This is a genomic window from Virgisporangium aliadipatigenens, assembly GCF_016863615.1.
In the GTDB taxonomy this organism is placed as follows: domain Bacteria; phylum Actinomycetota; class Actinomycetes; order Mycobacteriales; family Micromonosporaceae; genus Virgisporangium; species Virgisporangium aliadipatigenens.
Map to the genome: position 1 here is coordinate 244,758 of NZ_BOPF01000015.1, position 25,687 is coordinate 270,444.

General features: G+C 73.2%; 17 protein-coding genes, 1 pseudogene and 2 riboswitches. Of the genes and pseudogenes, 8 read left to right on the plus strand and 10 right to left on the minus strand.

What is annotated here, in order from left to right; all coding sequences use genetic code 11:
• Positions 1-36: 36 nt before the first annotated feature.
• Positions 37-158, minus strand: a riboswitch (cobalamin riboswitch).
• Between the two features lie 48 nt (positions 159-206).
• Positions 207-1,454: a YcaO-like family protein gene (locus tag Val02_RS22410; RefSeq protein ID WP_203901106.1), complete on the minus strand. Its 1,248-nt coding sequence runs from the start codon at positions 1,452-1,454 to the stop codon at positions 207-209.
• A 128-nt stretch (positions 1,455-1,582) separates the two neighbouring features.
• On the opposite strand from Val02_RS22410, the gene Val02_RS22415 reads away from it, so the two are divergent.
• From Val02_RS22415 to Val02_RS22430, 4 genes are all read left to right on the plus strand, one after another.
• Positions 1,583-4,111 carry a LuxR C-terminal-related transcriptional regulator gene (locus tag Val02_RS22415; protein ID WP_203901107.1) on the plus strand — a complete coding sequence of 843 codons (2,529 nt, stop codon included), beginning with the start codon at positions 1,583-1,585 and terminating at the stop codon, positions 4,109-4,111.
• Between the two features lie 14 nt (positions 4,112-4,125).
• Positions 4,126-4,671, plus strand: a complete 546-nt coding sequence (locus Val02_RS22420) for a PadR family transcriptional regulator (protein WP_203901108.1) — start codon at positions 4,126-4,128, stop codon at positions 4,669-4,671.
• 71 nt (positions 4,672-4,742) lie between these two features.
• A complete protein-coding gene (locus Val02_RS22425) occupies positions 4,743-5,693 on the plus strand; it encodes an ATP-binding cassette domain-containing protein (RefSeq protein WP_203901109.1) in 951 nt (316 codons plus the stop codon).
• Positions 5,690-6,433, plus strand: a complete 744-nt coding sequence (locus Val02_RS22430; RefSeq protein WP_203901110.1) for an ABC transporter permease — start codon at positions 5,690-5,692, stop codon at positions 6,431-6,433. Before Val02_RS22425 ends, Val02_RS22430 begins: the two co-directional genes overlap by 4 nt.
• Before the next feature lie 87 nt (positions 6,434-6,520).
• Here the strand turns inward: Val02_RS22430 and Val02_RS22435 are convergent, their stop codons facing one another.
• Complete coding sequence (locus Val02_RS22435) at positions 6,521-8,626, minus strand: glycoside hydrolase family 15 protein (RefSeq protein ID WP_239153245.1); 2,106 nt, start codon at positions 8,624-8,626, stop codon at positions 6,521-6,523.
• A 169-nt stretch (positions 8,627-8,795) separates the two neighbouring features.
• Here Val02_RS22435 and Val02_RS22440 point away from each other — a divergent pair, with 169 nt between their 5' ends.
• Positions 8,796-12,128 carry a CARDB domain-containing protein gene (locus Val02_RS22440; protein WP_203901112.1) on the plus strand — a complete coding sequence of 1,111 codons (3,333 nt, stop codon included), beginning with the start codon at positions 8,796-8,798 and terminating at the stop codon, positions 12,126-12,128.
• Positions 12,129-12,147: 19 nt separating this feature from the next.
• Here the strand turns inward: Val02_RS22440 and Val02_RS22445 are convergent, their stop codons facing one another.
• Both Val02_RS22445 and Val02_RS22450 read right to left on the minus strand, forming a co-directional pair.
• A complete protein-coding gene (locus tag Val02_RS22445) occupies positions 12,148-12,540 on the minus strand; it encodes a cupin domain-containing protein (protein ID WP_203901113.1) in 393 nt (130 codons plus the stop codon).
• Positions 12,525-13,187, minus strand: a complete 663-nt coding sequence (locus tag Val02_RS22450; RefSeq protein ID WP_203901114.1) for a flavin reductase family protein — start codon at positions 13,185-13,187, stop codon at positions 12,525-12,527. Before Val02_RS22450 ends, Val02_RS22445 begins: the two co-directional genes overlap by 16 nt.
• Positions 13,188-13,379: 192 nt before the next feature.
• Between Val02_RS22450 and Val02_RS22455 the strand changes: the two genes are divergently transcribed.
• A complete protein-coding gene (locus Val02_RS22455) occupies positions 13,380-14,750 on the plus strand; it encodes a GGDEF domain-containing protein (protein ID WP_203901115.1) in 1,371 nt (456 codons plus the stop codon).
• Here the strand turns inward: Val02_RS22455 and Val02_RS22460 are convergent.
• The 6 genes from Val02_RS22460 to Val02_RS22485 all read right to left on the minus strand — a co-directional run bounded on the left by Val02_RS22460 (position 14,737) and on the right by Val02_RS22485 (position 23,661).
• The gene (locus Val02_RS22460) at positions 14,737-16,617 is read right to left on the minus strand and encodes a HEAT repeat domain-containing protein (protein WP_203901116.1); all 1,881 of its coding nucleotides are present in this window, start codon (positions 16,615-16,617) and stop codon (positions 14,737-14,739) included. The genes Val02_RS22455 and Val02_RS22460 overlap by 14 nt on opposite strands.
• A gap of 11 nt (positions 16,618-16,628) precedes the next feature.
• Positions 16,629-20,231, minus strand: coding sequence for a cobaltochelatase subunit CobN (gene cobN / locus Val02_RS22465; RefSeq protein ID WP_203901117.1), 3,603 nt, complete (start codon positions 20,229-20,231; stop codon positions 16,629-16,631).
• Positions 20,228-20,989: a (2Fe-2S)-binding protein gene (locus tag Val02_RS22470; protein WP_203901118.1), complete on the minus strand. Its 762-nt coding sequence runs from the start codon at positions 20,987-20,989 to the stop codon at positions 20,228-20,230. Before Val02_RS22470 ends, cobN begins: the two co-directional genes overlap by 4 nt.
• Positions 20,986-21,735, minus strand: a complete 750-nt coding sequence (locus tag Val02_RS22475) for a CbtA family protein (RefSeq protein ID WP_203901119.1) — start codon at positions 21,733-21,735, stop codon at positions 20,986-20,988. Before Val02_RS22475 ends, Val02_RS22470 begins: the two co-directional genes overlap by 4 nt.
• Before the next feature lie 10 nt (positions 21,736-21,745).
• Positions 21,746-21,952 (minus strand): CbtB domain-containing protein, encoded by a 207-nt coding sequence (locus Val02_RS47530; RefSeq protein ID WP_239153246.1) that lies wholly within the window; start codon positions 21,950-21,952, stop codon positions 21,746-21,748.
• A 46-nt stretch (positions 21,953-21,998) separates the two neighbouring features.
• Positions 21,999-22,080, minus strand: a riboswitch (adenosylcobalamin (AdoCbl) riboswitch).
• A 153-nt stretch (positions 22,081-22,233) separates the two neighbouring features.
• Complete coding sequence (locus Val02_RS22485) at positions 22,234-23,661, minus strand: aldehyde dehydrogenase family protein (protein ID WP_203901120.1); 1,428 nt, start codon at positions 23,659-23,661, stop codon at positions 22,234-22,236.
• Positions 23,662-23,783: 122 nt separating this feature from the next.
• Here Val02_RS22485 and Val02_RS22490 point away from each other — a divergent pair, with 122 nt between their 5' ends.
• Together Val02_RS22490 and Val02_RS22495 are read left to right on the plus strand one after the other, a co-directional pair.
• Positions 23,784-25,037: an EAL and HDOD domain-containing protein gene (locus Val02_RS22490; RefSeq protein WP_203901121.1), complete on the plus strand. Its 1,254-nt coding sequence runs from the start codon at positions 23,784-23,786 to the stop codon at positions 25,035-25,037.
• A 78-nt stretch (positions 25,038-25,115) separates the two neighbouring features.
• Positions 25,116-25,687, plus strand: a pseudogene (locus tag Val02_RS22495) (hypothetical protein); the annotation flags it as partial.

Consider the following 25,687-nt stretch of genomic DNA (forward strand, 5'->3'; position numbering starts at 1 on the left):
GCGTCAGTATCCCTTCCGCGGGTGTCCACGCCCGCAGTAGTGGCCGAGCGAACGGCCGGAGTTCCTGGCTCCCGGAGCGTCGCGCTCCGGTGACAGTGGCGGGACCGCCCCGGACTCACACCGGGTTCCTCCTGCATACCGTTCGAATGGCATGCTCGCCTACCGAAAGGGGCGACGTCAACGCGGGGCCCGCCACACTCCCCTCCTCAGCGGAACGGGTGGGGTGGCTGTTCGCCCAGGTCGCGCAGCACCCGCGTGCCCCAGCGGCGGGCGTGCCGGCGCAGCCTTCCGCGGGCCCAGGTGTAGGGGAGCGTCTCGTCGACGCGCAGGATCTGGTGTCCCAGCGGCACCGCCCGAACGGCGTGCCACCCCCGCAGCCGCACCTCGTCGGGAAGGCGGGCGGTGAGGTCGCAGAGCACGGGGTCGACGCCGGCGGCGAAGATCCCGGCGAGCAGGCCCTGAAGCGTCGGGTCCGCCGCGCCCAGCCGCACCGGCCGGGGTGCGCGCAGCGTGACGGCACAGTCGGCGAGCCACCGCCGGGCGGTGCGTACCCCCGCCTCGGAAGCCCAGTAACGCGCACGGCTCCCGGCACAGGTGATCCGCGGCGGCGCGGCCGAGGCGTCGGATCCGGCGAGCCCGCGCCGCGTGAGCAGCACCTCGACCGCCTCGCGCGCCGACTCCCGCACCGCCCGCCGCGCGTTCCACCCGGCCGCCGACCCCGCCCCGACGGCACCGCCCCGGGCGCCTTCGACGGCGAGCGTGACCGCCACCGTCACCCCGGGCAGGTCGGTGGGGACCAGGACCGTGCGCACCACCGCGTCGAGGTCGCGCAGGACGTCGGCGAGGAGGCGTTCGGCCGCGCGGTCGGGGTCGTCCGGGTCGGTGGGCCAGTCCGCGGAGGGCTCCGGCACCGCCGCCGGGTCCAGGGCGGGCAGCCGGGGCCGGAGGACCCACGCCGCCTGTGCCGCGTCGCGTTCGACCGACTCCAGGAGGGCACCCGCGGCCGCCGCCGCGAACGACCTCCCGGACGCCGCCCCGGACCGCCCCGGATCCACGCGGACCCGGACGGGCGAAGCGAGGTCGACGCGGGCACGGGCGGACGCCGCGTGGTCGATCACGGCCGCGGGGACGAGCACGTCGACCCAGGAGCCGTCGGCGCGCATGCTCCGCCCCGGCACGCAGTCCACCGCGGTGAAGTCGATCGACGGGTGCGCCCGGGCGGCGTCGAACGCACCGACCCACACCCGCGCCGGATCGTCGGCGGGCACCCGGGGGATCGCGGCGCCGGGTTCCAGCGCGGCGCGTTCGACCAGGCCGCCGGCGGCCCGTGCGACGGCGAGCGCGGGAAGGACGTCGCCCACGCCGTCGACCGTCCACAGTGGACCGATTTCACCAGGTGGGATCGGGGTGAGGCGCCGCCCCAGGAGCTCGACGGCCGCCAGCGTCGTTTCCATGCACAGGGTTCGAAGCCGTGGGCGCTCCGGACGCCCCGGAGCCGCCGTCGAAAATTCATCGGAATCGGCACCCGTCCGGAACGGCCGCCACCCCGAACAGTCTGCAAAGCCAGAGCTGGGGAGGGCCGGTGGCGACAACAGGTCTTGTGGCGGGCGAGGCGGCGGCGATCGGCCGTCGGGCGGAACGCGAGCGGTGCCGCGAGGCGTTCGCGGCGTTGGCGGGCGGGCGGGGTGCCGTGCTGGCCTTCGCCGGGGAACCGGGCATCGGCAAGTCCCACCTGGTGGCGGCGGTCGGCGCGGAGGCCCGGCGGTCCGGTGTGCCCACTTTCGCATGGAGCGGGGACGGCGTGCCGGAACGCGTCCCGGATGACACCGATCCCGGCCGCGCAAGCACAGGGGGGAAGGTGAGCTGGCGGGAACTGGTCCCGACGGTTCGCGCCCTCTCCGGCCGGCCGGTCGTGGTGCTGCTGGACGACCTGCACCGGCTGCCGGCCGCGCACGCGTACGTGGTCGAGGAACTGGCGCGGCTGCGTTCGGTGCTGGTGGTGCTCGCCTACCGGCCCCGGCAGCTGAAAGCGGGGCTGCGCCGGGCGCTGCGGGACGTCGAGTGCTTCCGGCTGGGGCCGTTCACGCCGGGTGAGGCGCGGCAGTTGCTCGGTGACCGGGCCGATCTGGACCGGGTGTACGCCGAGGGCGCGGGCAATCCGCGGTACATGCGGGCGCTGGCCGACGGCGTGGGCACCGCACTGCTCGAGGAGTTCGCGGCGCTGCCGGCGGAGTGGGCCCGGGTGGCGCGGGTGGCGGCGGCGTTCCAGGAGCCGTTCTCCCCGGAACTGCTGACCGCGGTGGCCGGCGACGCCGAGGTGACCGCGGCGGCGGTCGACGCGATGCTGGCGGCCGATCTCGTACGCCCCGTCGCGACGGCGCCCCTGCTGGACCTGCGGCATCCCGTGCTGGCCCGGGTGCTCTACGCGGCCGTCCCCGAGGCGGAACGCCGCACCCTGCACCGCGCGATCGAGCGCGAACTGGCCCGGCGCGGCGCGGCGGCCGCCCGACGGGCCCCGCACGTGCTGCGCGCACCCGACCCCGAACGCCCCGACCACTGCACGACCCTGGTCGAGGCGGCCCGCGAGACGGTGGACGTCGACCCGCGCACCGCCGCCGAGTGGCTCACCACGGCACGCACCCTGGTGCCGCCGAACGACCCGCGCTGGGCCCAGGCGCAGCTCCTGCTCTCCCACGCGAACCTGTTGCTGGGACGCTTCGCGGCGTCGCCCGTTCCGCAGAAAGACGTTCCGCAGAAGGAAACGACACTGCACGAGGAGCTGGCGGATCTCGCGATCGACACCATGGACTACGTCACGGGTGCGCAGCACGCCGTGATCGCCGCCGAGACCGCGCGCGCGGCGGGGGACGCCACGGCGGAGGCCGGCGCGCTCGGGCTCGCGGCCCTCTCCTACGGCCACCAGCTGCGCCTGGAGCCGGCCCGCGCGGCGGCCGACCAGGCGGCGCGCCTGCTGGACGCGGCCTCGGACGCGGCGGCGCTGCGCCACCTGTCGGCCGCGCACCGGGTCGGGGCGGCGGAGGCGCTGCTCGGCCTGCTCCCCGAGGCCGAACGTCACCTCCTGCGCGCGGTGACGCTGACCCGCCACTCGGGCCGGCCGGACCGGCTGCCGTCGGTGCTGCGCACGCTCGGCGAGGTGCAGCTGCGGGTGGGGCGCCTGGACGCGGCGCTGGACACGCTGGACGAGGCGGACCGGTTGGCCGGCCGCTACAACTCGCTCGACGTGCACACGGTGGTGGCGGTGCTGCGTTCGTCGGCGTTGCTGTGGCGCAGCCGGCGCGACGAGGGCGGCGCGGTGGTCGCGGCCGCGACGCGGGCCGCCGCCACCTGCGAGGGGATGCCGTGGGCCTGGGCCATCGACTCCCGCTGCGGCCTCGCCGAGGTCCTTCTTCATTCGGGGGAACCGGCACCGGCCGGCGAGCTGCTGATCTCGGCCGGCGGCGGGGACCGTCTGCCGAGGCTGGCGCCGTGGCGTCGGGTGCGCGCGTGGGAGACGCTGACGGCGGCGGCGCTGGCAAGGGGCGACCTGCGGGCGGCCGAACGCTTCGCCGGGATGGCCGCCGCGCACGTGGACCGCGTGCCCTCCGGGACCCGCCTGGCGTACGCGCGGCGGGCGGTGGCGCGGGTGCGGGTCGCCCGCCGGGACCTGGCGGGTGCGGTGCGCGACGGGCAGCGCGCGGCGGACGCGTTCACCGAACGGCGGATGCCGGTCGAGGCCGCCTGGACCCTGGTGGTCCTCGCCGGCCAGTGCCTGGACGCGGGGTATCCCACGGGTGTGGCGCAGTGGCTGGACACCGCCGACACGCTCGCGGGCCGCTGCGGCGCGCTGCGGCTGCGCGACGAGGTGGCCGCGCTGCGGCGCCGGCTGGCCCTGCTCGGCCCCGAACCGGGCGGCCGGCTGGCGACGCTGACGGCGCGCGAGGTGGAGGTGGCGACGCTGGCCAGCACCGGCCTGAGCAGCAGTGAGATCGCCGGCAAGCTGTACCTGAGCGTGCGAACGGTGGACAGCCACCTGGGCCGCATCTACCGCAAGGTCGGTGTCTCGACCCGGGTGGCCCTGGCGGCGGTGGTGCTGAACAGCCAACGGCCGTAACTACTCTGGAGGGCATGTCGGCGACGCGACTGCTCATCCTCGGCCTGGTGCGGGGCCTCGGCACGGCCCACGGCTACGCGATCCACAACGAACTGGTCTCGTGGGGCGCCGGCGAGTGGGCCAACGTCAAGTGGGGTTCGATCTACCACGCGCTGCGCCAGATGGAGAAGGAGGGCAAGCTCCGCCAGGCGAACACCGACGAGTGCACCGGCCGGGTCGACTACGCGGTGACGGAGGCGGGCGAGGAGGAGTTCCAGCGGCTGCTGCGCAAGTCGTTGCGGGACCGGCTGTCCCGTCCCGACCTGCTGTGTGCCGGGCTCGCCCTGATGACGTCGCTGCCCCGCGGTGACGCGATCGCCCTGTTGAAGGAACGGGTCGCCGAGGCCGAGCAGCAGCAGGCCGAACTGGCGGCCGGGGCCGGCCAACTGCCCCCCGGGACGCCGGGGCACGTGGCGGAGCTGTTCGGCTACTGGCGCACGGCCGGGGACAACGACATCGCGTGGGCGCGTGGCCTCATCGACCGACTGTCCAGCGGCGCCTACACGATGGCCGACGAGTAACTCAAACTTGAGTCGCCTCCTTCCGTGGCTCTATGCTGGCCCGGCCCTCAAGTTTGAGTAGGAGCGTCTCCATGATCAGAACCCGGAATTTGCGGCGCGACTTCGCGGTGAAGGGAGGCCCACCCGTCGAGGCGGTCCGCGGCGTCGACCTCGACGTGGGGCGCGGCGAGCTGGTGGCGTTCCTCGGGCCCAACGGCGCCGGTAAGTCCACCACCCTGCGGATGCTCACCACGTTGCTGCCGCCGAGCGCCGGCAGCGCGGAGGTCGCCGGCCACGACGTGACGGCCGACCCCGCCGGTGTGCGGCGGCGGATCGGCTACATCGGCCAGGGCAACAGCGCCGGCCACCACCAACGCGTCCGCGACGAACTGGTCACCCAGGGCCGCTGCCACGGACTGTCCACAGTGGAGGCCCGCCGGCGCACCGACGAACTGGTGGCCGACTTTGACCTCTCGTCGTTCGCGGACCGGGGCGTCGGTACCCTTTCGGGCGGCCAGCGGCGCCGGCTCGACGTCGCCATGGGCCTCGTCCACCGCCCCGAACTGCTCTTCCTCGACGAGCCGTCCAGCGGACTCGACCCGCACCACCGGGCCAACCTGTGGGAGCACATCGTGCGCCAGCGCGAGCGCGACGGCACCACGATCTTCATGACCACGCACTATCTCGACGAGGCCGACACCATGGCCGAACGCGTCATCGTCATCGACCACGGGCGGGTCATCGCGGACGACACCGCGCCGGTGCTGAAGGCTCGGCTGGCGGGCGACCGCATCACACTGACCTTCGCCGACCCGCTGGACGCGAAGCGGGCTGCCTCGCTGTCGGCCTCGCCGCCGGGTCCGGCCGTCGACGGCAGCACGGTCGAATACCGCGTGCCGGACGGTCCGGCGCGGCTGCCGGCCCTGCTGCGTGAACTGTGCGACGCCGGCATCGACGTGGTCACCGCCGCGGTCTCCCGGCCCACGCTGGACGACGTGTTCCTCGCCCTGACCGGCCGCAGTCTCCGGGAGGAGTCCCGATGAAGCTCGTCACCGACACCGGCATCGTCTTCACCCGCGAACTGCGGCCGGTCCTGCGGGAGCCGTTCTCGCTGGCGATCGCGCTGGCGCAGCCGGTGGTGTTCCTCGGACTCTTCGGGCCGCTGGTGTACGGCTCCACCGGGGAGTCGCTGCAGTGGTTCGTGCCGGGCGTGCTCGTGATGCTCGGGATGTTCGGCACGTCGGCCACGGGAGCCAACCTGCTGTTCGAACTCCAGACCGGCGCCCACGAACGGATGCTCGTCACCCCGCTCGCCCGGCCGGCGCTGCTGCTCGGGCGGGCCCTCAAGGAACTGTTCCCGCTCCTCGTGCAGGCGGTGCTGATCGTGCTGCTGACCGTCCCGTTCGGGTTCCGGCCCTCGCCGGTGGGCGCACCGGTGGCGCTGCTGATCCTGGGGGTGTTCGGGGTCGGGCTCGGTGCGCTGTCGTACGCGCTGGCGCTGGCCGTGCGCAAGCAGGAGTGGATGTTCTGGGTGGTGCAGCAGTCGTTGCTGTACCCGTTGATGATCACGGCGGGGATGATGCTGCCGCTGTCGACCGCGCCGGGTTGGCTCCGCGCGATCTCCCACGCGAACCCGCTGACCTACGTCGTGGAAGCGGAACGCGCACTCTTCGCGGGCGACCTCGCCCTACGCCCCCTGCTCACCGGCGGGGCCGCCGCCGCGCTCACCGCGCTGATCGGCCTGACGCTGGGCATCCGCGCGATGCGGAACAGCGCCACCTGAGCGCCTGCGTCGATCTTGCAGTTGTGGCGCCCGGCGTGCCAGGTTTCAGCCGGTAATGTCCGCGCCACAACTGCAAGATCGGCGGGGTCAGGGGGCGTAGCGCGATGCCACCTCGGCGGGGCGTTCGGCCACGGTGCCGGCGGCCACGTTCGCGGCGAGGCGGATGTACTGGGCGTGGGTCCACGCCAGGGGAGTGGCGCTGGTGGTGTTGGTGCCCGGCGGGAAGCCCGGGGGTTGGGTGTCCCAGACCTGTTCGGCCATCATCAGGCCGGCGCCGGCAGTGGCGGCCATCGTGCGCAGCTGCCCCCGGGCACCGGCCCGGTCGCCGGCCAGCAGCTGGTACTCGCCGCGTTCGCCGTTGAACAGCGGCCAGCCCCGGCCGCGGGTGGCGCGGGAGTCGGCGGGGAAGTCGAAGTTCCAGGGGCCGCCGGTGAGCGTCTCGCCGTAGCCGTCGTACGTGAACCGGTGCCAGAACCGGCCGATCGGCGTGTCGTAGGAGAGTTGGGCGTCGACCACGGACAGGGTGTTCGCGATGATCGGGTCGCCCGCGCGCTTCGCGCCGAGGCGCACCAGTTCGAGGAAGCTGGGGTCGACGACGGCACGCTGGTCCACACCGGACGGCCCGCTGTCGCCGATGGCGTACGTGGTGCCGGCGTCGGGGTTGCCGTCCTTGGTCAGCCGCAGGTAGTACGGCTTCGGGTCGTACGGGCCGGTGCGGGTCACCGTCCAGGACTCCACGCGCCGCTGCCAGTCGTCCGCCGTGGCCAGGTAGCGGGCCGACGCGGCGGGGTCGCCGTTCTGCCGCGCGATGCGGGCGGCGACGACGAGGCCGGCGATCTCGGCCGCGATGGTGGCCGGGGAGTAACCGCTCTGGTTCTCCCAGCGCTCCTGCGGGCTGTTCGGGGCGCCCGGGTAGCTGACCAGGAAGTCGGCGGCCCGCCGCACGTGGTCCCAGGTGGCGGCGTCGGTGCGGCCGAGCTGCCCGGCGAGCACGATCGGCAGCGCGACCTCGTCCAGTTGCAGGCTGGTCCAGACGGGTTCGCCGCGCACGTCGGTGTTCTGCGGGAACGAGCCGTCGGGCTTTTGCTGCCGTTCGAACAGGAAATCCAACGCGCGCAGGGCGCCGTCGCGGTCGCCGGCCGCGATGAGCGCGGTCGCGATCTGGTAGAGGTCGCGCGACCAGACCAGGTAGTAGGGGCCGGAGGGCTGCTCGGTGCCCCACACCCACGGCATGCTCGGCGAGGCCACGAACGCGCCGCGGTTCGCCTTGTCCTCACTGGCCGCGAGGACCATCGCCGAGACGGTGTAGAGGTCGCGCTCGCGGGGCGTCGTCAGGGACGCCGGTGTCCGGTGCAGCCGCCCGACGTAGCGGTGCCAGCTCCGCGCGTACTCCGCGTTCACCCGGTCGAACCCGGTGCGCAGCGACGCCTCCGGGTCGGTGTCGAAGCCGAGCGCGAGCGTCGCCTTTCCGTGCGACAGCCGCACCTCCGCGGTCTGCACGACGTTCCCCGGGTCGGCGGCGCGGGCGTAGCGGGTGTCGAGCCGGCCGTCGGCACGCAGGTCGGTCCAGCCGTCGCTGGTGCCCGCGTAGCCCGACGAGGTGGCGCCGAACGAGGGGCGGGCCGCCAGGTACGAGGCGCCCGTGCCGTCCCGGGCGACCAGGGCACCGTCCACTGTGGAGCCGGTGTCGTCGTTGCCGTTGTCGTTCAGCGACGGGTCGTAGAGCGCGTAGAGCCGTTGCCCCGCACGGGAACTGAACTCCACCCGCGCCATGAGCACCGGCCGGCGCGGGTCGGTCACGTAGGTGACGGCGAGGCGCCAGGTGCCGTCACGAGAGACGTTCACCTGACGGAAGGAGAGGCTGCGCGGATCCGGAACGGACGTCTCGACCGTGCTCGCCTCGGACACCCTGACGGCGCTCCCACCGGAGGCGACGACGAACTCCAACCGGCGCGCGGCCGGCGTGTCGAGGTCGGGGTAGAACAGCTCGCCGGCCCCGCCCGCGCGCTGCACCGTGAACCAGATCCGGCTGGTGTCACCCCCGTACGCGGTCCCGAAGCCGCCCTTGTCGGCCGGCTGCGTCTGCTGGGTGGCGCCCGGTGCGCCGGGGGCGGTCGGCGGCGCGGCGGCCGCCGGAGCGGCGACGGCGACGGCGGTGATCGGGACGAGGAGCAGGGCGAGGGTGGCGCGCATGGCGACTCCTTCCATCGACACATGCCGAGGTACCCGGGCCCGCCCTTTCCAACCCGGCCGGTTGACGCCGGCTCAGTGCATCTGCAATGTTGAATGCCCTTCATGAAAGAAGTCGTCACAACGCTGCAAAAAGTGCTCTGACCCCCGCAACTTCCCGCCAGGAGTGGGCATGAATCACCCCCGAACCCTCCGCGCCGGACTGGTGGCCGTCCTCGTCGCCACCGGCCTCTCGATCACCCCCAGCGCCGCCGCCGCGGCCGACGTCAACCACGCCGCGGGCCGTCCGACCACGGCCTCCGGCGCGCACGGCCAGTACCCCGCGTCCAACGTCACCGACGGCAACCAGGCCACCTACTGGGAGAGCGCGTCGGGCGCGTTCCCGCAGTACGTGCAGGTCGACCTCGGCGGCGCCGTCACGATCAACCGGGCCGTCCTCAAGCTCCCCGCGGGCTGGGGCGCCCGCACCGAGACGCTCGCCGTGCAGGGCAGCACGAACGGCACCGACTTCGGCACCCTGTCCGCCTCCTCGGGGCGGCTGTTCGACCCGGGCAGCGGCAACACGGTGACGATCGCGCTCACCGAGTCGAACGTCCGGTACGTGCGCGTGACGATCACCGGCAACACGGGATGGCCCGCCGGCCAGCTCTCCGAACTGGAGCTGTGGGGCCCCGGCGGCACCGACCCCGGAGACCCGGGCGGCACGGACCTGGCGGCGGGCAAGCCCCTGGAGGCCTCCTCCGCCACGCAGAACTACGTCGCCGCCAACGCCAATGACGGCAACATCGGCACGTACTGGGAGGCCGCCGGCCACCCGTCGACGCTCACGGCGCGGCTCGGCGCGAACGCCGACGTGACCGCCGTCGTCATCAGGCTCAACCCGGATCCGGTCTGGCAGGCGCGCACCCAGTCGATCGAGGTGCTCGGGCGGGCCCAGGGCGCGACCGGGTTCAGCACGCTGAAGGCGCGGGCGGACTACTCGTTCAGCCCGTCGGGCAACGCCAACACCGTCACCGTCGCGCTGAGCGGCCGGGTGGCGGACGTGCAGCTGAAGTTCCACGCGAACAGCGGTGCGCCGGGCGGGCAGGTGGCCGAACTGAGGGTCACCGGCACCTGGGCGCCGAATCCGGATCTTGTCGTCACCGGGCTGTCCTGGACGCCGAGCGCGCCGGACGAGACGAGCGCCATCGCGTTCAGCGCCACCGTTCGCAACGCGGGCACCGCCGCCTCCGGGGCCACCGCGCTCGACGTCACCCTGAACGGCGCCGTCGCGGGCACCGCCCAGGTCGGCGGCCTCGCCGCGGGAGCATCGGCGACCGTGACGGTCGGCGGCGTTCGCAAGGCGCAGGGCACCTACACCGCCGCCGCGCTCGTCGACCCGGCCGGCACGGTCGCCGAGACGAACGAGGGCAACAACACCCACACCGCGCCGCAGCCGCTCACGGTCGGCCAGTCACCCGGGCCGGACCTGCAGGTCGTCGGCATCACGTCCAGCCCGGCGAACCCGGCCGTGGGCGCGCCCGTGACGTTCACCGTGGCGGTCAACAACCGGGGCACGACGGCGGCCGGGGCCTCGACGACCCGGGTGAGCGTCGGCGGCACCACGCTGAACGGCAGCACCGGCACGGTCGCGGCCGGCGCGACGGTCGACGTGGCGATCGGCGGCTCCTGGACGGCCACCAGCGGCGGCGCCACCGTGACGGCCACGGCCGACGCGACGAACGCGGTCGCCGAGACCAACGAGACCAACAACCAGCAGACGAAGTCCGTCGTGGTCGGTCGCGGCGCGGCCGTCCCGTACGAGGAGCACGAGGCGGAGGCCGCCCGCCACAACGGAACGCTCGTGACGGCCGACGCGCAGCGCACCTACGCACACACCAACTTCGGCACCGAGTCCTCCGGCCGGGCGTCGGTGAAGCTCGACCGGACCGGGCAGTTCGTGGAGTTCACCTCCACCGCGCAGGCGAACTCCATCGTGGTGCGCAACGCCATCCCGGACGCGGCGGCGGGCGGCGGCATCGAGGCGACCATCAGCCTGTACGTGAACGACGTGTACGTGCGCAAGCTGACGCTCAGCTCGAAGTTCAGCTGGATGTACGGCACCACGGACCTCACCGACGCGCTGAGCAACACGCCGTCCCCGGACGCGCGGCGGCTCTTCGACGAGACGAGCGCCCTGCTGGCGAAGAGCTACCCGCCGGGCACCCGCTTCCGGCTCCAGCGCGACGCGGGCGACACCGCGGCGTACTACTACATCGACCTCGTCGACCTCGAACAGGTGGCGCCGGCGGCGTCGAAGCCGACCGAGTGCACGTCGATCGAGCAGTACGGCGCCCGGCCGAACGACGGGCTCGACGACACCGACGCCATCCAGCGCGCGGTCACCGACGACGAGAACGGCGTCATCGCCTGCGTCTGGATCCCCGCCGGCGAGTGGCGCCAGGAGCAGAAGATCCTCTCACCGGACCCGAACCGCGGCACCTACAACCAGAAGGGTGTGCGCAACGCGGTCATCAAGGGCGCCGGCATGTGGCACACCAGGCTGTACACGACGACCGAGCCGCAGAACGTCACCGGCAACATCAACCATCCGCACGAGGGCAACGTCGGCTTCGACATCGACGACAACGTGCAGCTCTCCGACCTCGCCATCTTCGGCATGACCACGAACCGCGCCAACCGCGGCCACGGCCTCAACGGCCGGTTCGGGAAGAACACGAAGGTGAGCAACGTCTGGATCGAACACGTCAACGTGGGCGCCTGGGTCGGCCGCGACTACACCGACACGCCGGCCTACTGGAACCCGGGCGACGGCGTGGAGTTCTCCGGGATGCGCATCCGGGACACGTTCGCCGACGGCATCAACCTCTCCAACGGCACGCGCAACTCGAAGGTGTTCAACTCCGCGCTGCGCACCACCGGCGACGACGCGCTGGCCGTCTGGTCCAGCAAGTACGTGCGCGACCAGTCGGTGGACGTCGGGCACGACAACCGGTTCACCAACAACACGATCCAGCTTCCGTGGCGCGCCAACGGGATCGCCATCTACGGCGGCTACGGCAACACCGCCGAGAACAACATCGTCGCCGACACGATGAACTACCCCGGCATCATGCTGGCGACCGACCACAGCCCGATCCCGTTCAGCGGCACCACGACCCTGGCGAACAACGGGCTGTACCGCACCGGCGGGCGCTTCTGGCAGGACGTGCAGCTGTTCGGCGCCATCACGCTGTACGCGCCGGAGTCCGAGATCAAGGGCGTCGTCATCCGCGACTCCGAGATCGTGGACTCCACGTACGACGGCATCCAGTTCAAGTCCGCCGGCAACGCCTATCCGGGTGTGCGGATCAGCGACGTGCGCATCGCGGGGTGCCTCAACGGCGCCGGCGTCCTCGCGCAGGGCAGCGCGCGCGGCGACGCCACGCTGACGAACGTGAGCATCTCCGGATGCGCGGTGGGCGACGTGGTCCGCGAGCCGGGTTCCCAGTTCATCTTCCGGTAGCGAACACAGGTACCGCCGGTCACGCCAGTTCGTGGCCGGCGGTGCTGTCCACTGTGGACGGGATCGCCCCCTCGTGGCGGTCGCCCGTCGTGACCGTGCCCGTCGGCTCGAACATGAGGATCGCGCCACCCGGCGAGGACGGCTTGTGCTCGGTGCCCTTCGGCACCACGAACACGTCGCCCTGGCGCAGCGACACGGTGCGTTCGGTGCCGTCCGCGTCCCGGATCGCGATGTCGAACCGCCCGTCGAGGGCGAGGAAGAACTCGTCGGTGTCGTCGTGGACGTGCCACACGTGCTCACCCCGGGTGTGCGCGATACGGACGTCGTAGTCGTTGACCCGCGCCACGATCCGCGGACTGTAGATCTGGTCGAACGTCTTGAGCGCGTCGTGGACATTCACCGGCTGCTGCATGCCTCCAGCGTGCCGGATCCCACTGGTGAATTCTTGTACGTTCCGGGGATCTCCCACGCCCTGGCCAGCCGCGACGGGTACACGTTGGCGCCGCCGCCGAAGAACTCGCAGAACTTCATGATGAGCGGGTCCCAGGCGAGCTGGTCCACGTGCGACGTTCCCGGGACGAGCAGCGACTCCTCGACGTGTGCGCGCACCACCCGCACGTGGAACGCCGTCGCGCCGTCGCCGAACGGGTGCGCCCGCTCCACCACGCACTCCAGCTGGATCGGGCACTCCGCGACCCGTGGCGCGTCGACGACCTCGCCCGCCTGCTCCGTCAACCCGCCGGCCGCGAACTTGTCCGCGACGTGCCGGTAGCCCATGTTCGCCTTGTACGCCGGCACGTCGGGACGGCCGGTCGTCATGGCGAGCCGGTCGACCGCGTCCACCAGCGTCGACGGGGCGAGGTTGAGCACACACGCGCGTTCGCGCCGGAGGTTGGCGGTGGTGCGGGAGGCGTTGCCCATCCCGAGCATGGCGCTGTCGTCGAGCCACCACGCGGACGACATCGGCGCCAGGTTGGGCGTTCCGTCGGGATTGCGGGACCCGATGAGCACCACCGGGGTGCCGAAGTACAGGACCTTCAGGTCGACGTGGGTGTGCATGCCGTCGAGCCTGCCGCCCGGCGGCCCGAACGTCCGGCGGGATTCGGACCTCGCGTTGCGGGTGCGGCGCCGGTCGACCGGTGGGAGCGGCGGTGCGCAACGGACGGCCCCGCTCCACTTGTGTGGCGCGCCGGGCTGCCGATGCGTTGGAGCGTGAACGCCAGCCGGACGGCATCGTCGGCGGTGCGCTCGGTGAGCGTCGCCCTCGCCGTGCTCATCGCCGCGGCGCTGATGGCGGGCACCGGCGTCTACCTGTCCCGCACCACGTCGGCGGCCCGGAGCGAGACGCTGGCGGACTTCGGCGCCCGCGCCGAGATCATCGCCGGGGCCGTCGGGGGCACGCTGGCGGGCAGTGACGAGCAGACCCGCGCCGTCGCGGAGAGCACGTACGCCGGCACGGCCGCGGAGTTGGCGGCGCAGCGCGGCACCGTGGCGCTGACCGCCGCCTGGTACGCGGTGCTGCGACCCGACGGCGAACTCATCGTCTCCGAGCCGGTCGCGCAGACCCCGACGGCGCGGAGCCTGGTCGCCGATCCCGGGTTCGAGATCGCCAACCGGAGCGGAACGTTGGCCTTCGGCGACGTCGTCGACACCGGCGGCGTGCCGAGCGTGGTCGCCTACCAGCCGTTCCGGGGCGTCGACGGCCCGCGCGTCCTGGCGGAACCGGTGCCGCTGAGCCAGGTCGGCGTGCTGTTCTCCCGGGTCATCGGCATCCCGACCGGCGACTCGTACGTGCTCGACGGCACGGGCCGGATCATCGCCGCCTCGAACGGCGCCGCAGCCGGCAGCCGACTCACCGACCCGGCCCTGGCGGCGGCGGTCACCGCCAAGGCGGCGGGCACCGTCGGCGGCACCTACTTCGCGTCCCGTCAGGTCTCCGGCAGCCGCTGGCGGGCCGTCACGGCGGCGCCGCGGGCCGCCCTGCTGGCGCCGGTGCAGGCGACGGAACGGGTCGCCTGGCAGCTGTTCGCCGCGTTCTGCGCCGCCCTGGCGCTGATCCTGGTGATCGGCTGCACGGCCCTGGTCAGCGCCGCCCGGCTGGCCCGCGCCCGGCTGCACGACGCGCTCACCGGCCTGCCGAACCGCGCGCTGTTCATGGAACGCGCCGAGGGCACCATCGCCGACCGGCGGCGCAACCGCGGGCCGAACGGCGAGGGCATCGTCGCCGCGCTCTTTCTCGACCTCGACGGGTTCAAGCCGGTGAACGACACCTACGGGCACGCCGCCGGCGACGCGCTGCTGAAGCAGGTCGCGCAGCGCCTGACGGACGCCACCCGGCCGGACGACTTCGTGAGCCGCTTCGGCGGTGACGAGTTCCTGGTGCTCTGCCGCGGGATCCGCAGCGTCGAGGACGCGCAGGCCGTGGCCGACCGGATCCAGCAGTACCTCACCGAACCGTTCGACCTCGACGGGCGCGCGGTCACCATCGGGGTGTCGATCGGCATCGCGACCCTGACCGACGACACGCAGGAGGCCGAGACCCTGATCCAACGCGCCGACCTGGCGCTCTACCGGGCGAAGGAGAACGGCCGGGGCCGCGTCGAGGTGTTCACCGGGACGTGATGCGGGCGATCGCGTCGTTCCACAGCGGGTCGTCGCCGGCACCGGCCCGCAGCGCGGGGAGCGCGGCCGCGGCGGGCGGTCCGATCTCGGCGAGGCAGCGCACCACGGCGACCCCGCGCGGCAGCGCCACGACGTGCGGCAGCAACGCCGGCACGGCCGTCGCGGCGTCGCCGCTGACCCTCCAGTACGCGATCGCCGCCCGGCTCGACACCCACTCGTCCGAACTGTCGAACAGCGGCGGCAGCAGGTCGGACAGCGGTGCGCCGTGGCGACCGAACTCGGCGAGCACCTCCAGCGCCCGGCTGCGCGCCCGGTCCTCGACGATGTCGGCGCGCAGCACCGCCAGCGGCTCGTCGACGATGTCGCCCACCCGGTACACCGCCCGCGCCGCGTTGAGGCGCACGTAGTCGTTGTCGTAGCGCAGCGCGTCGCGCAGGTCGGGCAGCGCGTCGACGGCGAGCGGCCCGAGGTCGCCGAGCACCTGCGTGACGATGTGCGGCTGCACGGGCAACTGCTCCCGGATCGCCTGAACGGCATGCGCCGCGTCCGCGCCGTACCGGCCGACCGCGTCGATGACGCCGATGCGGGCGTTGCCGGTGGGGGCCGTGCCGATGAGGGAGGTCAGCGGGGCGAGGCACCGCGGCGCCCACGGCCCGAGGAAGGGCAGCACGGACCCGACGACACCCCAGTCCACTGTGGACCCGGACAGCAGCTCGGCGACCTTCGCGTCGGCCCGAGGGTCGCGCAGGTGGCACAGCGCGCGCAACGCCTGCGCCGCGGCCGCACCCTCCGTCGGGCGTTCGCGCGACACCAGGTCCCACAGGACGTCGGCCGCCGGAGCCGCCGGCGCACCGAGGTCGGCGAGGAGCTGCGCGGCCCACCCGCGGGTCCGCTCGTCCTCGTCGGCGAGCAGCCGCTGCAGCACGGGGACGAGCGCGTCGACCGCCGGACGGTGCGCCTCGGGCGGCCGCACGATCGCGTACGCGGCGATCCGGCGCACCTCGGCGTCGGGATGGCGGGTCCACGCGTCCACCAACCTGATCCGGTCCGCCCAGCGGTCACCGAGCGCGCCCGTCGTCCAGGCGGCCGCGTCGGCACCGTCCGCCCAGGGCAGGGCCGGCACATCGTCCACTGTGGAGGGCACGTCGCGCTCCAGCACGTCGAGCGCGGCCGCCTCGTCGGCCTCGGGCCGCCCTGCGACGTCGGCCGCGCCCTTCGCGGTACCGGCTCCGCGCCGTCCGAGGATCACCGTGACGGCCGCCGCCACGCGGACCAGCGGGTCGGGGTCGGTCAGCCGGGCGGCAGCGGCGCCGCTGCCGTCGCCGAGGGCGTGCAGGGCGAGCACGAGACCCGCGCGGACCGTGCCGCTGCCGTCGCGGGTCAGCCGCTCCCGCAGCGCCGGCAGCGCGTCGGACACTCCGCAGGTGGCCAGCACGAACGCGGCGGTCGAGCGCACATCGGCGTCGTCGTCCGCCAGCAGCCGCAGGTACGCCGGCGCCCCGGCGAGGACGGCCTCCCGGGCGGCGCGCACCCAGGCCAGTTCGTCGGCGAGCCGGTCCCGGTCGACCCGGCCGGTCAGGTCGCCGTGCACGTCGAGATAGGAGGAACCGGTCGCCAGGTGCGACAGCAGGATCAGCACCGCCGCCCGGTCCGCGGCCGGCGCGTCCAGCACCTCGACGAGGAACGGCACCGCGTGCGCCGTCGCCTCGTAGACCGTCCCCTGGTGCCAGATGTTGCCGTACAGCTCGTCCAGCGCGTCGTCCGTGTCGCCCTCGGCGAGCGCGCGGATCAGCTCCGGCACGTCGGTGGCCTCCCCGTACGCGTGCTCCAGGGCGGCCCAGTCGACGTCGTCCAATGTCTCCAGCACGGGACAGGACCCTATCGGTCCTCCAGATCGCCCTCCGTCGCCAGGTACGCCTGCCGGAGTCCGTCCAGTGTGGACTGTCGCGGCGACTCCCACAGGCCCCGCTCGGCGGCCTCGAGGAGGCGTTCGGTCATGCCGCGCAGCGCCCACGGGTTTGACGTCTCCAGGAACTCCCGGGTTTCCTGGTCGAACACGTAGGACTCGGCGAGCTTCTCGTACATCCAGTCCTGCACCACGCCGGCCGTGGCGTCGTACCCGAACAGGTAGTCCACCGTGGCGGCCAGTTCGAAGGCGCCCTTGTAGCCGTGCCGCCGCATGGCCGTGATCCAGCGGGGATTGACGACGCGGGCGCGGAACACCCGGGCCGTCTCCTCGGCGAGCGTGCGCGTCCTCACGTCCTCCGGCCGGTGCGAGTCGCCGATGACGGCCTGCGGGTTGCGGCCGGTCAGCGCGCGCACCATCGCCACCATGCCGCCGTGGTACTGGAAGTAGTCGTCGGCGTCGGCGATGTCGTGCTCACGCGTGTCGACGTTCTTGGCGGCCACGGAGATGCGCTTGTAGACGCGTTCGAGGTCGTCGCGGGCGGCTCTGCCGTCGAGGTCGCGGCCGTAGGCGTAGCCGCCCCAGACGGCGTAGACCTCGGCGAGGTCGCGGTCGTCGCGCCAGTTCCGGGCGTCGATGAGCGGGAGCAGGCCGGCCCCGTAGGCGCCCGGCTTGGAGCCGAAGACGCGCGTGGTGGCGCGCCGCCAGTCGCCGTGTTCGGCCAGGTCCGCGCGGGCGTGCGCGGCGACGTGGTTGTCGGAGTCGGGCTCGTCGAGCTTGGCCACCGCCGCGATCGCGTCGTCGAGGAGCGTCACCACATGGGGGAACGCGTCGCGGAAGAAGCCGCTGATCCGGATCGTCACGTCGACGCGCGGCCGGCCCAGTTCGTGCGACGGCACGATCTCGAACCCGGTGACCCGCCGCGACGCGTCGTCCCACACCGGCCGGCAGCCCAGCAGCGCCAGCACCTCGGCGATGTCGTCGCCCTGGGTGCGCATCGCCGAGGTGCCCCACACGGTCAGGCCCACGGTGCGCGGCCACTCCCCGGTGTCGGCGCGGTGCCGGGCGAGCAGCGAGTCGGCGAGCGCCTGCCCGACGTCCCACGCGTTGCGCGAGGGGATCGCCTTCGGGTCGACGGAGTAGAAGTTCCGGCCGGTCGGCAGGACGTTCACCAGGCCGCGGGTGGGGGAGCCGGAGGGCCCGGCCGGCACGTAGCCGCCGTCGAGCGCGTGCAGCGTGGCGGTGATCTCGTCCGTGGTGGCGGCGAGCCGCGGCACCACCTCGTCGGCGGCGAACCGGAGCACACCCTCCACAGTGGAATCGGCGTCGCCCAGCACCTCCCGCACCACGCCGTCGGTCGCCCATCCCCGCTCGTCGCAGGCGACGACCAGGCGGCGGGCCAGCGTCTCCAGCAGGTCCAGCACGTCGGCACCGGTGCGGGCGGGACCGTCCACGACGGACGTCAGCGCCTCGGGTGCGTCCACTGTGGAGCCGGCGAGGTCGTGCTCGGACAGGCCGTAGCGGTTCGCGAGCGCCGACCGCAGACCGGGCAGCGCCTGACGGCCGCCCCACATCTGGTTGGCTCGCAGGATCGACAGCACCAGGTTGACCCGCGCCTCGCCGGCCGGCGCGCCCCCGAGGACGTGCAGCCCGTCGCGGATCTGCGAGTCCTTCACCTCGCACAGGTACCCGTCGACGTGCAGCACGAAGTCGTCGAACTCGTCGTCGCCCGGCATGTCCGCCTGGTGCAGGTCGTGGTGCAGCTGGGCGGCCTGGATCAGGGTCCAGATCTGCGCGCGCACGGTGGGCACCTTGTCCGGGTCGAGCGCCTGCACCGTGGCGTACTCGTCGAGCAGCTGCTCCAGCTTCGCCATCTCGCCGTAGGTGTCGGCCCTGGCCATCGGCGGCACGAGGTGGTCCACGACGGTGGCGTGCGCCCGCCGTTTGGCCTGCGTGCCCTCGCCCGGGTCGTTCACGATGAACGGGTACACCAACGGCAGGTCCCCGAGAACGGCGTCCGGCGCGCACGAGGCGGACAGCCCCAACCCCTTGCCGGGCAACCACTCCAGCGTGCCGTGCTTGCCGAGGTGCACCACGGCGTCCACAGCGGACGCGAGCCACCGGTACGCGGCGAGGTAGTGATGCGACGGCGGCAGGTCGGGGTCGTGGTAGATGGCGATCGGGTTCTCGCCGAAGCCGCGCGGCGGCTGGATCATGAGCGTCACGTTGCCGAACCGCAGGGCCGCCAGCACGATGTCCGAACCGTCGACGTAGAGGCCGCCGGGCGGCTCGCCCCAATGGGTGCGGATGTTCTCCCGCAGCTCCTCGGGCAGCGCCTCGAACCACACCCGGTAGTCGGCCAGCGGCACCCGCGCCGGCGCGGCGGCGAGCTGCTCCTCGGTCAGCCACTCGACGTCGTGCCCACCGGCCGCGATGAGCGTGTGGATCAGCGCATCCCCGTCGGTGGGCACGTCGCCGACGTCGTACCCCGCTTCGCGCATGGCGCCGAGCAGCGCCACGGCCGACGCGGGCGTGTCGAGGCCGACGGCGTTCCCGACCCGGGAGTGCTTGGTGGGATACGACGACAGGACGATCGCGATCCGCTTGTCGGCGTTCGCCAGGTGCCGGAGCCGGGCGTGCCCGAGCGCGATGCCCGCCACCCGCGCGGCCCGCTCCGGATCGGCCACGTAGCGCGGGATCCCGTCGTCGCCGTGTTCCTTGAAGGAGAGCGGTACCGAGATGAGCCGCCCGTCGAACTCCGGGATCGCCACCTGCATCGCCGCGTCCATGGGGGAGAGCGCCGCGTCGGACGCCTCCCACGCGGCGCGGCTCGACGTGAGGCACAGCGCCTGGATCACCGGAACGTCGAGCGCGGCCAACGCGTCGACCGACCAGGCGTCCTCGTCCCCGCCGGCGGAGGCGTCCCCCGCGACGGTCCCGCCGGCCGCGAGCACCGTGACGACCAGCGCGTCGCAGCCGTTCAACAGGGAGGAAAGCTCGGTGGGCACGGACCGCAGCGACGGCACGAAGACCGGTCGCGCGTTGCCGCCCGCCGCTTCGATCGCCGACGCGAGCGTCTCCACGAACGCCGTGTTGCCGGCGAGCGCGTGCGAACGGTAGAAGACGATGCCGACGGTGGGCCGACCGTCCACGGTGGAGCGCTCCAGCGCCCCGAACGCCGGCGTGCTGACCGGCGGCGCGAAACCCTCACCCGTCAGCAGCACCGTGTCCGACAGGAACCGGTACAGCTCCAGCAGGTTGGCCGGCCCGCCCTCGACCAGGTACCGCTGCGCGTCGTGCACCACGCCGGCCGGCACGGTCGACACCGAGGTCAGCTCCGCGTCCGGCACCGCCTCGCCACTGATCGCGATGACCGGCCGCCCCGTCGCGAGAACGGCGTCGAGCCCGTCCGGCCACGCCCGGCGCCCACCCAGCAGCCGAACGACGAAGAAGTCCGCGTCGCCGGGCAGCTCCGAAAGCGGCAGCCGGTCGGGGTTGGCGACCCACCACGGCGCGCCGCTGGCCCGCGCGGCCAACAGGTCGGTGTCGGCGGTGGACAGCAGGACAGCGGTCATCGTGGCCCTCTTCTCGTGGTTCCCGACGGGGTGCGCGGCAGCGGGCAGTCCCCGCAGTAGCCGCCACCCGGCAGCCGGTAGTACAGACAGCAGGTGCGCCGCACGAAGGCACCGGCCGCGAACGACCCGGCGCCCCGCAGCGGCCCGTGCTCCAGCGCCGCCGCGAGGAACGACCCGGCGCCGGCGGCCTTCGCGGCGCCGACCAGCCCGGACGCCACGTTGCCCCAGAGCAGGGGCGCCGCTACCGGGGTGTCGGCCCGCACGGAATCGATCAGCAGCGTCAGGTGGTCGTCGACGACCTCGCGGCACCAGTGCGCGGCGACGGCCTCCGGCGGGCCGGCCCACCCGGCGGGGGCGACCAGCGAGAGCCGGAAGCCGACCCCGGCCGCGAACGAGTACCGCACCGCCGCCGGCCGCGCGTCCACCGCGATGCCGGCGTGCGCCAGGCGCACCGTCGGGCCGAGCAGCCGCGCGGAGTAGCCGAGCACGACGAGCGAGGCCGCGACCCGCCGCTCCGCGACGCCCAACCACGCCGCTACGGCGTCCACCAGGTGGCCGGCCCCGCGCGGCAACTCCAGGCCGCCCCCACCGTCCACAGTGGACACCCCGGAAGCTCCGGGAGCCGCGGAAGCCGGCGAGACAACCGGCCCCTCCGCCGCCCCCGGCGCGAAGGCCAGCAACGGATTGCCCGCGTCGGCGGCCAACGCCGCACGCAGCGCGGCCGCCGGAAGCGGCGTCAGCCCGGCGGGGGCGGTCACGCCACGGGCGCGGGTGTGCTCGCCCGGGACGCGCCGCGGGGACGGGCCGCCCGCTCGGTGAGCGCACCGAAGACCAGGCCCAACGACACCCACAGCGTCGCCTGCGTGCCCAACGACGCCACCCGGAACCGCCACATGAGATCGGCCGGGAAGCCGTGCGTGTCGGCCGCCAGGTCCGGCAGCAGGTACGCCGCGACGAAGCACACGGCCGCGTAGCCGAGCACGGCGAGGACGATGCCGTTCCACGCGCCGAGGCGCCGCACCAGCGAACGGCCGGCGATCACCGCCCCGACCGCCGCCGCGATCGAGACGACGAGCATGAGGAAGTACATGGCGGTCCGTTGGCCGACCGTCTCCTCGGAGCCGACCGCCGGCGGATTGGCCGGGTACTTGAGGAACGGCACCAGAATCACCGCGGTCCAGCCGACCACGGCCACGCCGAGTGCGGTGCCCCGCACGCCGACGCCGCCGATCCGGCCGTTCACGAAACCGAAGGCGATGCCGAACAGGCCGCCGATCGCGATCGCCAGGACCACGACGGCGATCCCGAGACCGAGGGTCGACTGGACGGCGCGGCTGACGGGCTCCGCGCCCCCCTCGGCGGCGCCGTGCGAGGCGGCGTGCGCCTCCTCGACCGCGATCGCCTGAGCGACCTGCGGCTCACCGAAGAAGTACGCGAAGAGCAGCGCGACAAGGCCGGCGACGACGCCGGCCAGCATGCCGCGCACCAGAAGAGTGCGGGCCACTGAAGTGGGCTCAGTGGCAGGGGAAGCCGAGCAGGTGCCGGCCGTCGTGCGTCAACTCGTGGATGAACGGGCCGTTGACCAGCGACGACACCCCACCCTCGACGCCGACGAAGTAGGCGAGCAGTGCGGCCATCAGCAGCGCGAAGCCGGCCCAGGGAAGGAGCTGGGAGACCGGGATCGGCGTGGCTACCTGGGTGGTGGTGGTTGGCGATGTCACGTGGACCTCCTGTGGGGAAAGCGCGTCCCAGCGGTGGCGGCGTTGCGAAGGAACAAGGTCTGACTCCCGGGCGGACCCGGTCACAGTGGCGCGACCGTGCCGGTTTCTCACCGGCTTCCCGTTCCTTCCTGGTTACGAAAACCTACGGGCCTGCGCGAACGGCCGTCAAGCGAAGGTGACGAGAGAGGGACCTCCGCCACCCCGCCACATCCGTTCGAACGCCTCGGGTATGCCGCCCGGGAGCCTCTTCCCCCGGTGGCTCCCGGGCACCGGCGAAACGGCTAGAGCTGCAGCGACTTGTACTCCAGGAACTCCTCCAGCCCGTGCCGCCCGAACTCCCGCCCGATCCCCGAACGCTTGTACCCGCCGAACGGCGCCAACACGTTGAAACGCCCGCCGTTGATGTCGACCTGCCCGGTCTTCAACTGGCGCGCGAACGCCACCGCGGACTCCTCGTCGGCCGCCCACACCGCGCCGGCGAGCCCGTACTCGGTGCCGTTCGCGATCCAGAGGGCCTCGTCACGGTCGGCGTAGCCGATGATCGACAGCACCGGGCCGAAGATCTCCTCGACGGCGATGGTCGCGTCGGGGCGCACGTGGGAGAAGACCGTCGGGCGCACGTAGTAGCCGCGGTCGAGCCCGGGCGGGGGTTCCTCGCCGCCGGCCACCAGCTGGGCGCCCTGCATGGTGCCGGTCTGGATCTCCCGCAGCACGCGGGCCCGCTGCGCCTCGGAGACCAGCGGCCCGACCCGGGTCTCCGGGTCCAGCGGGTCGCCGCAGGTGTAGCGCGCCACCACGGAACGGGCGATGTCGGCCGCCTCGTCCATCCGCTCGTTCGGCACCAGCAGCCGGGTCCAGGCGCTGCAGGTCTGGCCGGAGTTCAGCATCACGTTGGCGACGGTCACCTTCACCGCCGTGGCGAGGTCGCCGCCGGGCAGCGCGACGCTCGCGGACTTGCCGCCGAGTTCGAGGGAGGCGCGCTTGATCTGCTTGCCGCACAGCTCGCCGATGCGTTTGCCGACCGCCGTCGAACCGGTGAACGACACCATGTCGACGGACTCGTGGCAGGTGAGCGACTCGCCGACCGCCGGCCCGCCCGGCACCAGGTTGAACACGCCCGCCGGCAGGCCGGCCTCGTGTACCGCCTCGGCGAGCAGGAACGCGTTCAGCGGCGTCTCCTCGGCCGGTTTGAGGATGACGGTGCACCCGGCTGCCAGCGCCGCGGCGATCTTGACGACGGCCTGGTGCAGCGGGTAGTTCCACGGTGCGATGGCGCCGACGACGCCGACCGGCTCGGAGAGCACCAGCGAGTGCCCGATGCGCTCGTGGAACTCGTACGTCGACAGCAGTTCGACGTAGGAGTCGAGCACGTCGATCGGGGTGCCGACGTGCACCCGGTCGGCGATGCGCACGGGTGCGCCGAGTTCGCTCGTGACGAGCATCGCGGCGGTGCGGCGGTGGGTGTTGAGCGCGTCCCGCAGTTCGGCGAGGTGGGCCGCGCGCTTGTCGGGCGGGGTGGCCGCCCACTCGTCGGCGGCGCCGCGGGCCGCCGCGACCGCCGCGTCGACGTCCTCCGGGCCGCCGGCCGGGACGACGCCGATGACCTGTTCGGTCGCCGGGTTGATTACCTCGATCGTGTCCGTGTTGGCGGGCTTGATCCACTCGCCGCCCACGTAGATCGTGTCGTGCCTGCGCAGAGACGCCTCCATGGGCTGAGGCTAAACCGGTAATCATCCCGCTACGGTGCGAACGGAGCATCTCCGGTTCGGGAAGGTCAGGATCCGGTGCGGAAATCCTCAGGTCCGACCGGCGTCGCGCCGATTCTCGGACCGTGACAGCAGCTTCGACCGAGTCGGGGACCGCGACGCGACCGATCCATGTCGGCCGTCAGCCGGTCTACGACCGTGTCGGCGATGTGGTCGGCTACGAGCTGTTGTTCCGGGGGAACGCCGACGCGCTGACCGCCACCAGCCGCAACGCCTTCGCCACCAGCCAGGTGATCGTCACGGCGTTCACCGAGTTCGGGCTCGACCAGCTGGTCGGCGACCGGCCCTGCTTCGTCAACCTCACCCGCGAGTTCCTCGTCGGCGAGCTGCCGGTGCCGTTCGACTACGGGCAGACGGTGCTGGAGGTGCTGGAGAGCGTCCCGATCGACGACGAGGTGGTCGCCGGCGTCGAACGCCTCATCGACAGCGGCTACACGATCGCGCTCGACGACTTCGAGTGGAGCGCGCAGAGCGCCCGGCTCATGCCGATGGCGACCTACGTCAAGATCGACATGCTGGAGACCGACGCCGCCGAGATCGCCTCGACGGTCAAGCGCTGCCGCGAGTACCCGAACATCGAACTGGTCGCCGAGCGGCTCGAGACCGAGGAGCGCCTCGGCCTCGCGTTCGAACTGGGCTTCGACCTGTTCCAGGGGCACATCCTCGGGCGCCCGCACGTCATCTCCTCGCGCGGCCTCTCCCCGTCCCGCCTCAAGCGCCTCGAACTGCTCACCACGCTCACCTCGGACGACGCCGACATCAAGGACGTCGTGGAGATCGTGACGGCCGACGCGGCACTGAGTTTCCGGGTGCTGCGCGCCACCAACAACGCCGCCTCCGGCATGACGAACCGGGTCTCCTCGATCCAGCAGGCCGTGGTCCTGCTCGGCATGCGCCGGATCCGCGAGTGGGTCGCGCTCATGCTGATCAGCGACGTCTGCGAGGCCTCGGAGGATCAGCTCTCCAACACGATGATCCGGGCCCGGCTCTGCCAGACCGTGGCCGAGCACCTCGGACTCTCCGGCGCGTCCGGCTTCACCGTCGGGCTGCTCTCCGGCGTCGCCGAACTGGTCGGCGAACCGCTCGCCGAGATCGCCGACCGGCTGCCGCTGACCGAGGAGGTGGCGCTCGCGCTGCAGACCGGCGGCGGCCGGCTGGGGGAGGTGCTGCAGACGGTCCGCGCCTACGAACGGGTCGACCTCCACACGCTGGGCCGCGCCTCGATCGATTCGATGGAACTGGCGACCGCCTACCTCGCGGCGCTGGGATGGTCCGCCCGCACCTTCGCGGACCTCGGCGAACCGGGCCGGCAAAACTGAGCGCTCCCCATAAATCTGCCTTAGAAGCTCATTTATCGAGGCCCGCGACCTGCGGCCGGGCGCCTAGTGTCGGACACGATGTCCAGGTTCGAGGTGTCAAACAGACCCGGCCGTTCGTTTTTCGACGACGACGAGCCGGAGCCCGAGCGTGGCAGTCGTCGACCCCCGCGCGACGCCTACGACCCCGGTTACCGTCCCCGCTCCACCGACCGGCATCCGCGCGAGGCCCGGCAGAGCGCGGTGCGCCCGACGGCCCTGCGCGAGCGGCCCGCCCCACCCGTCGAGGTGTTACCGGACGACGGGGACGGCCTGGAGTCGCACCGCTCCCGCGGGCTGCGGGTCGCCCTGACCGGCGCGCTCACCCTGGTCGCGCTGGTGATCCTGGTCGGGGCGACCTACGCAGGCACCCGCTTCTTCGTCCCCACCGGCGAGCGCGACCCGTCCGTGACGGCACCGATCACCGAGCCCGAACGCGGCGAGGCCACCATGCTGGCCGACCCGAACGCCCCCGCTCCCGAGGCCGCCCCCTCGGCACCGCCGAGCCAGGAGTCGGCCGCCACCACGGCGCCGTCTCCCCCGAAGGCCGCGGCGCCCACCACGAGGGCCGCGACCGGGGTGGCCGCCGCACCGGCCAAGGGGGAGCGCGAGGA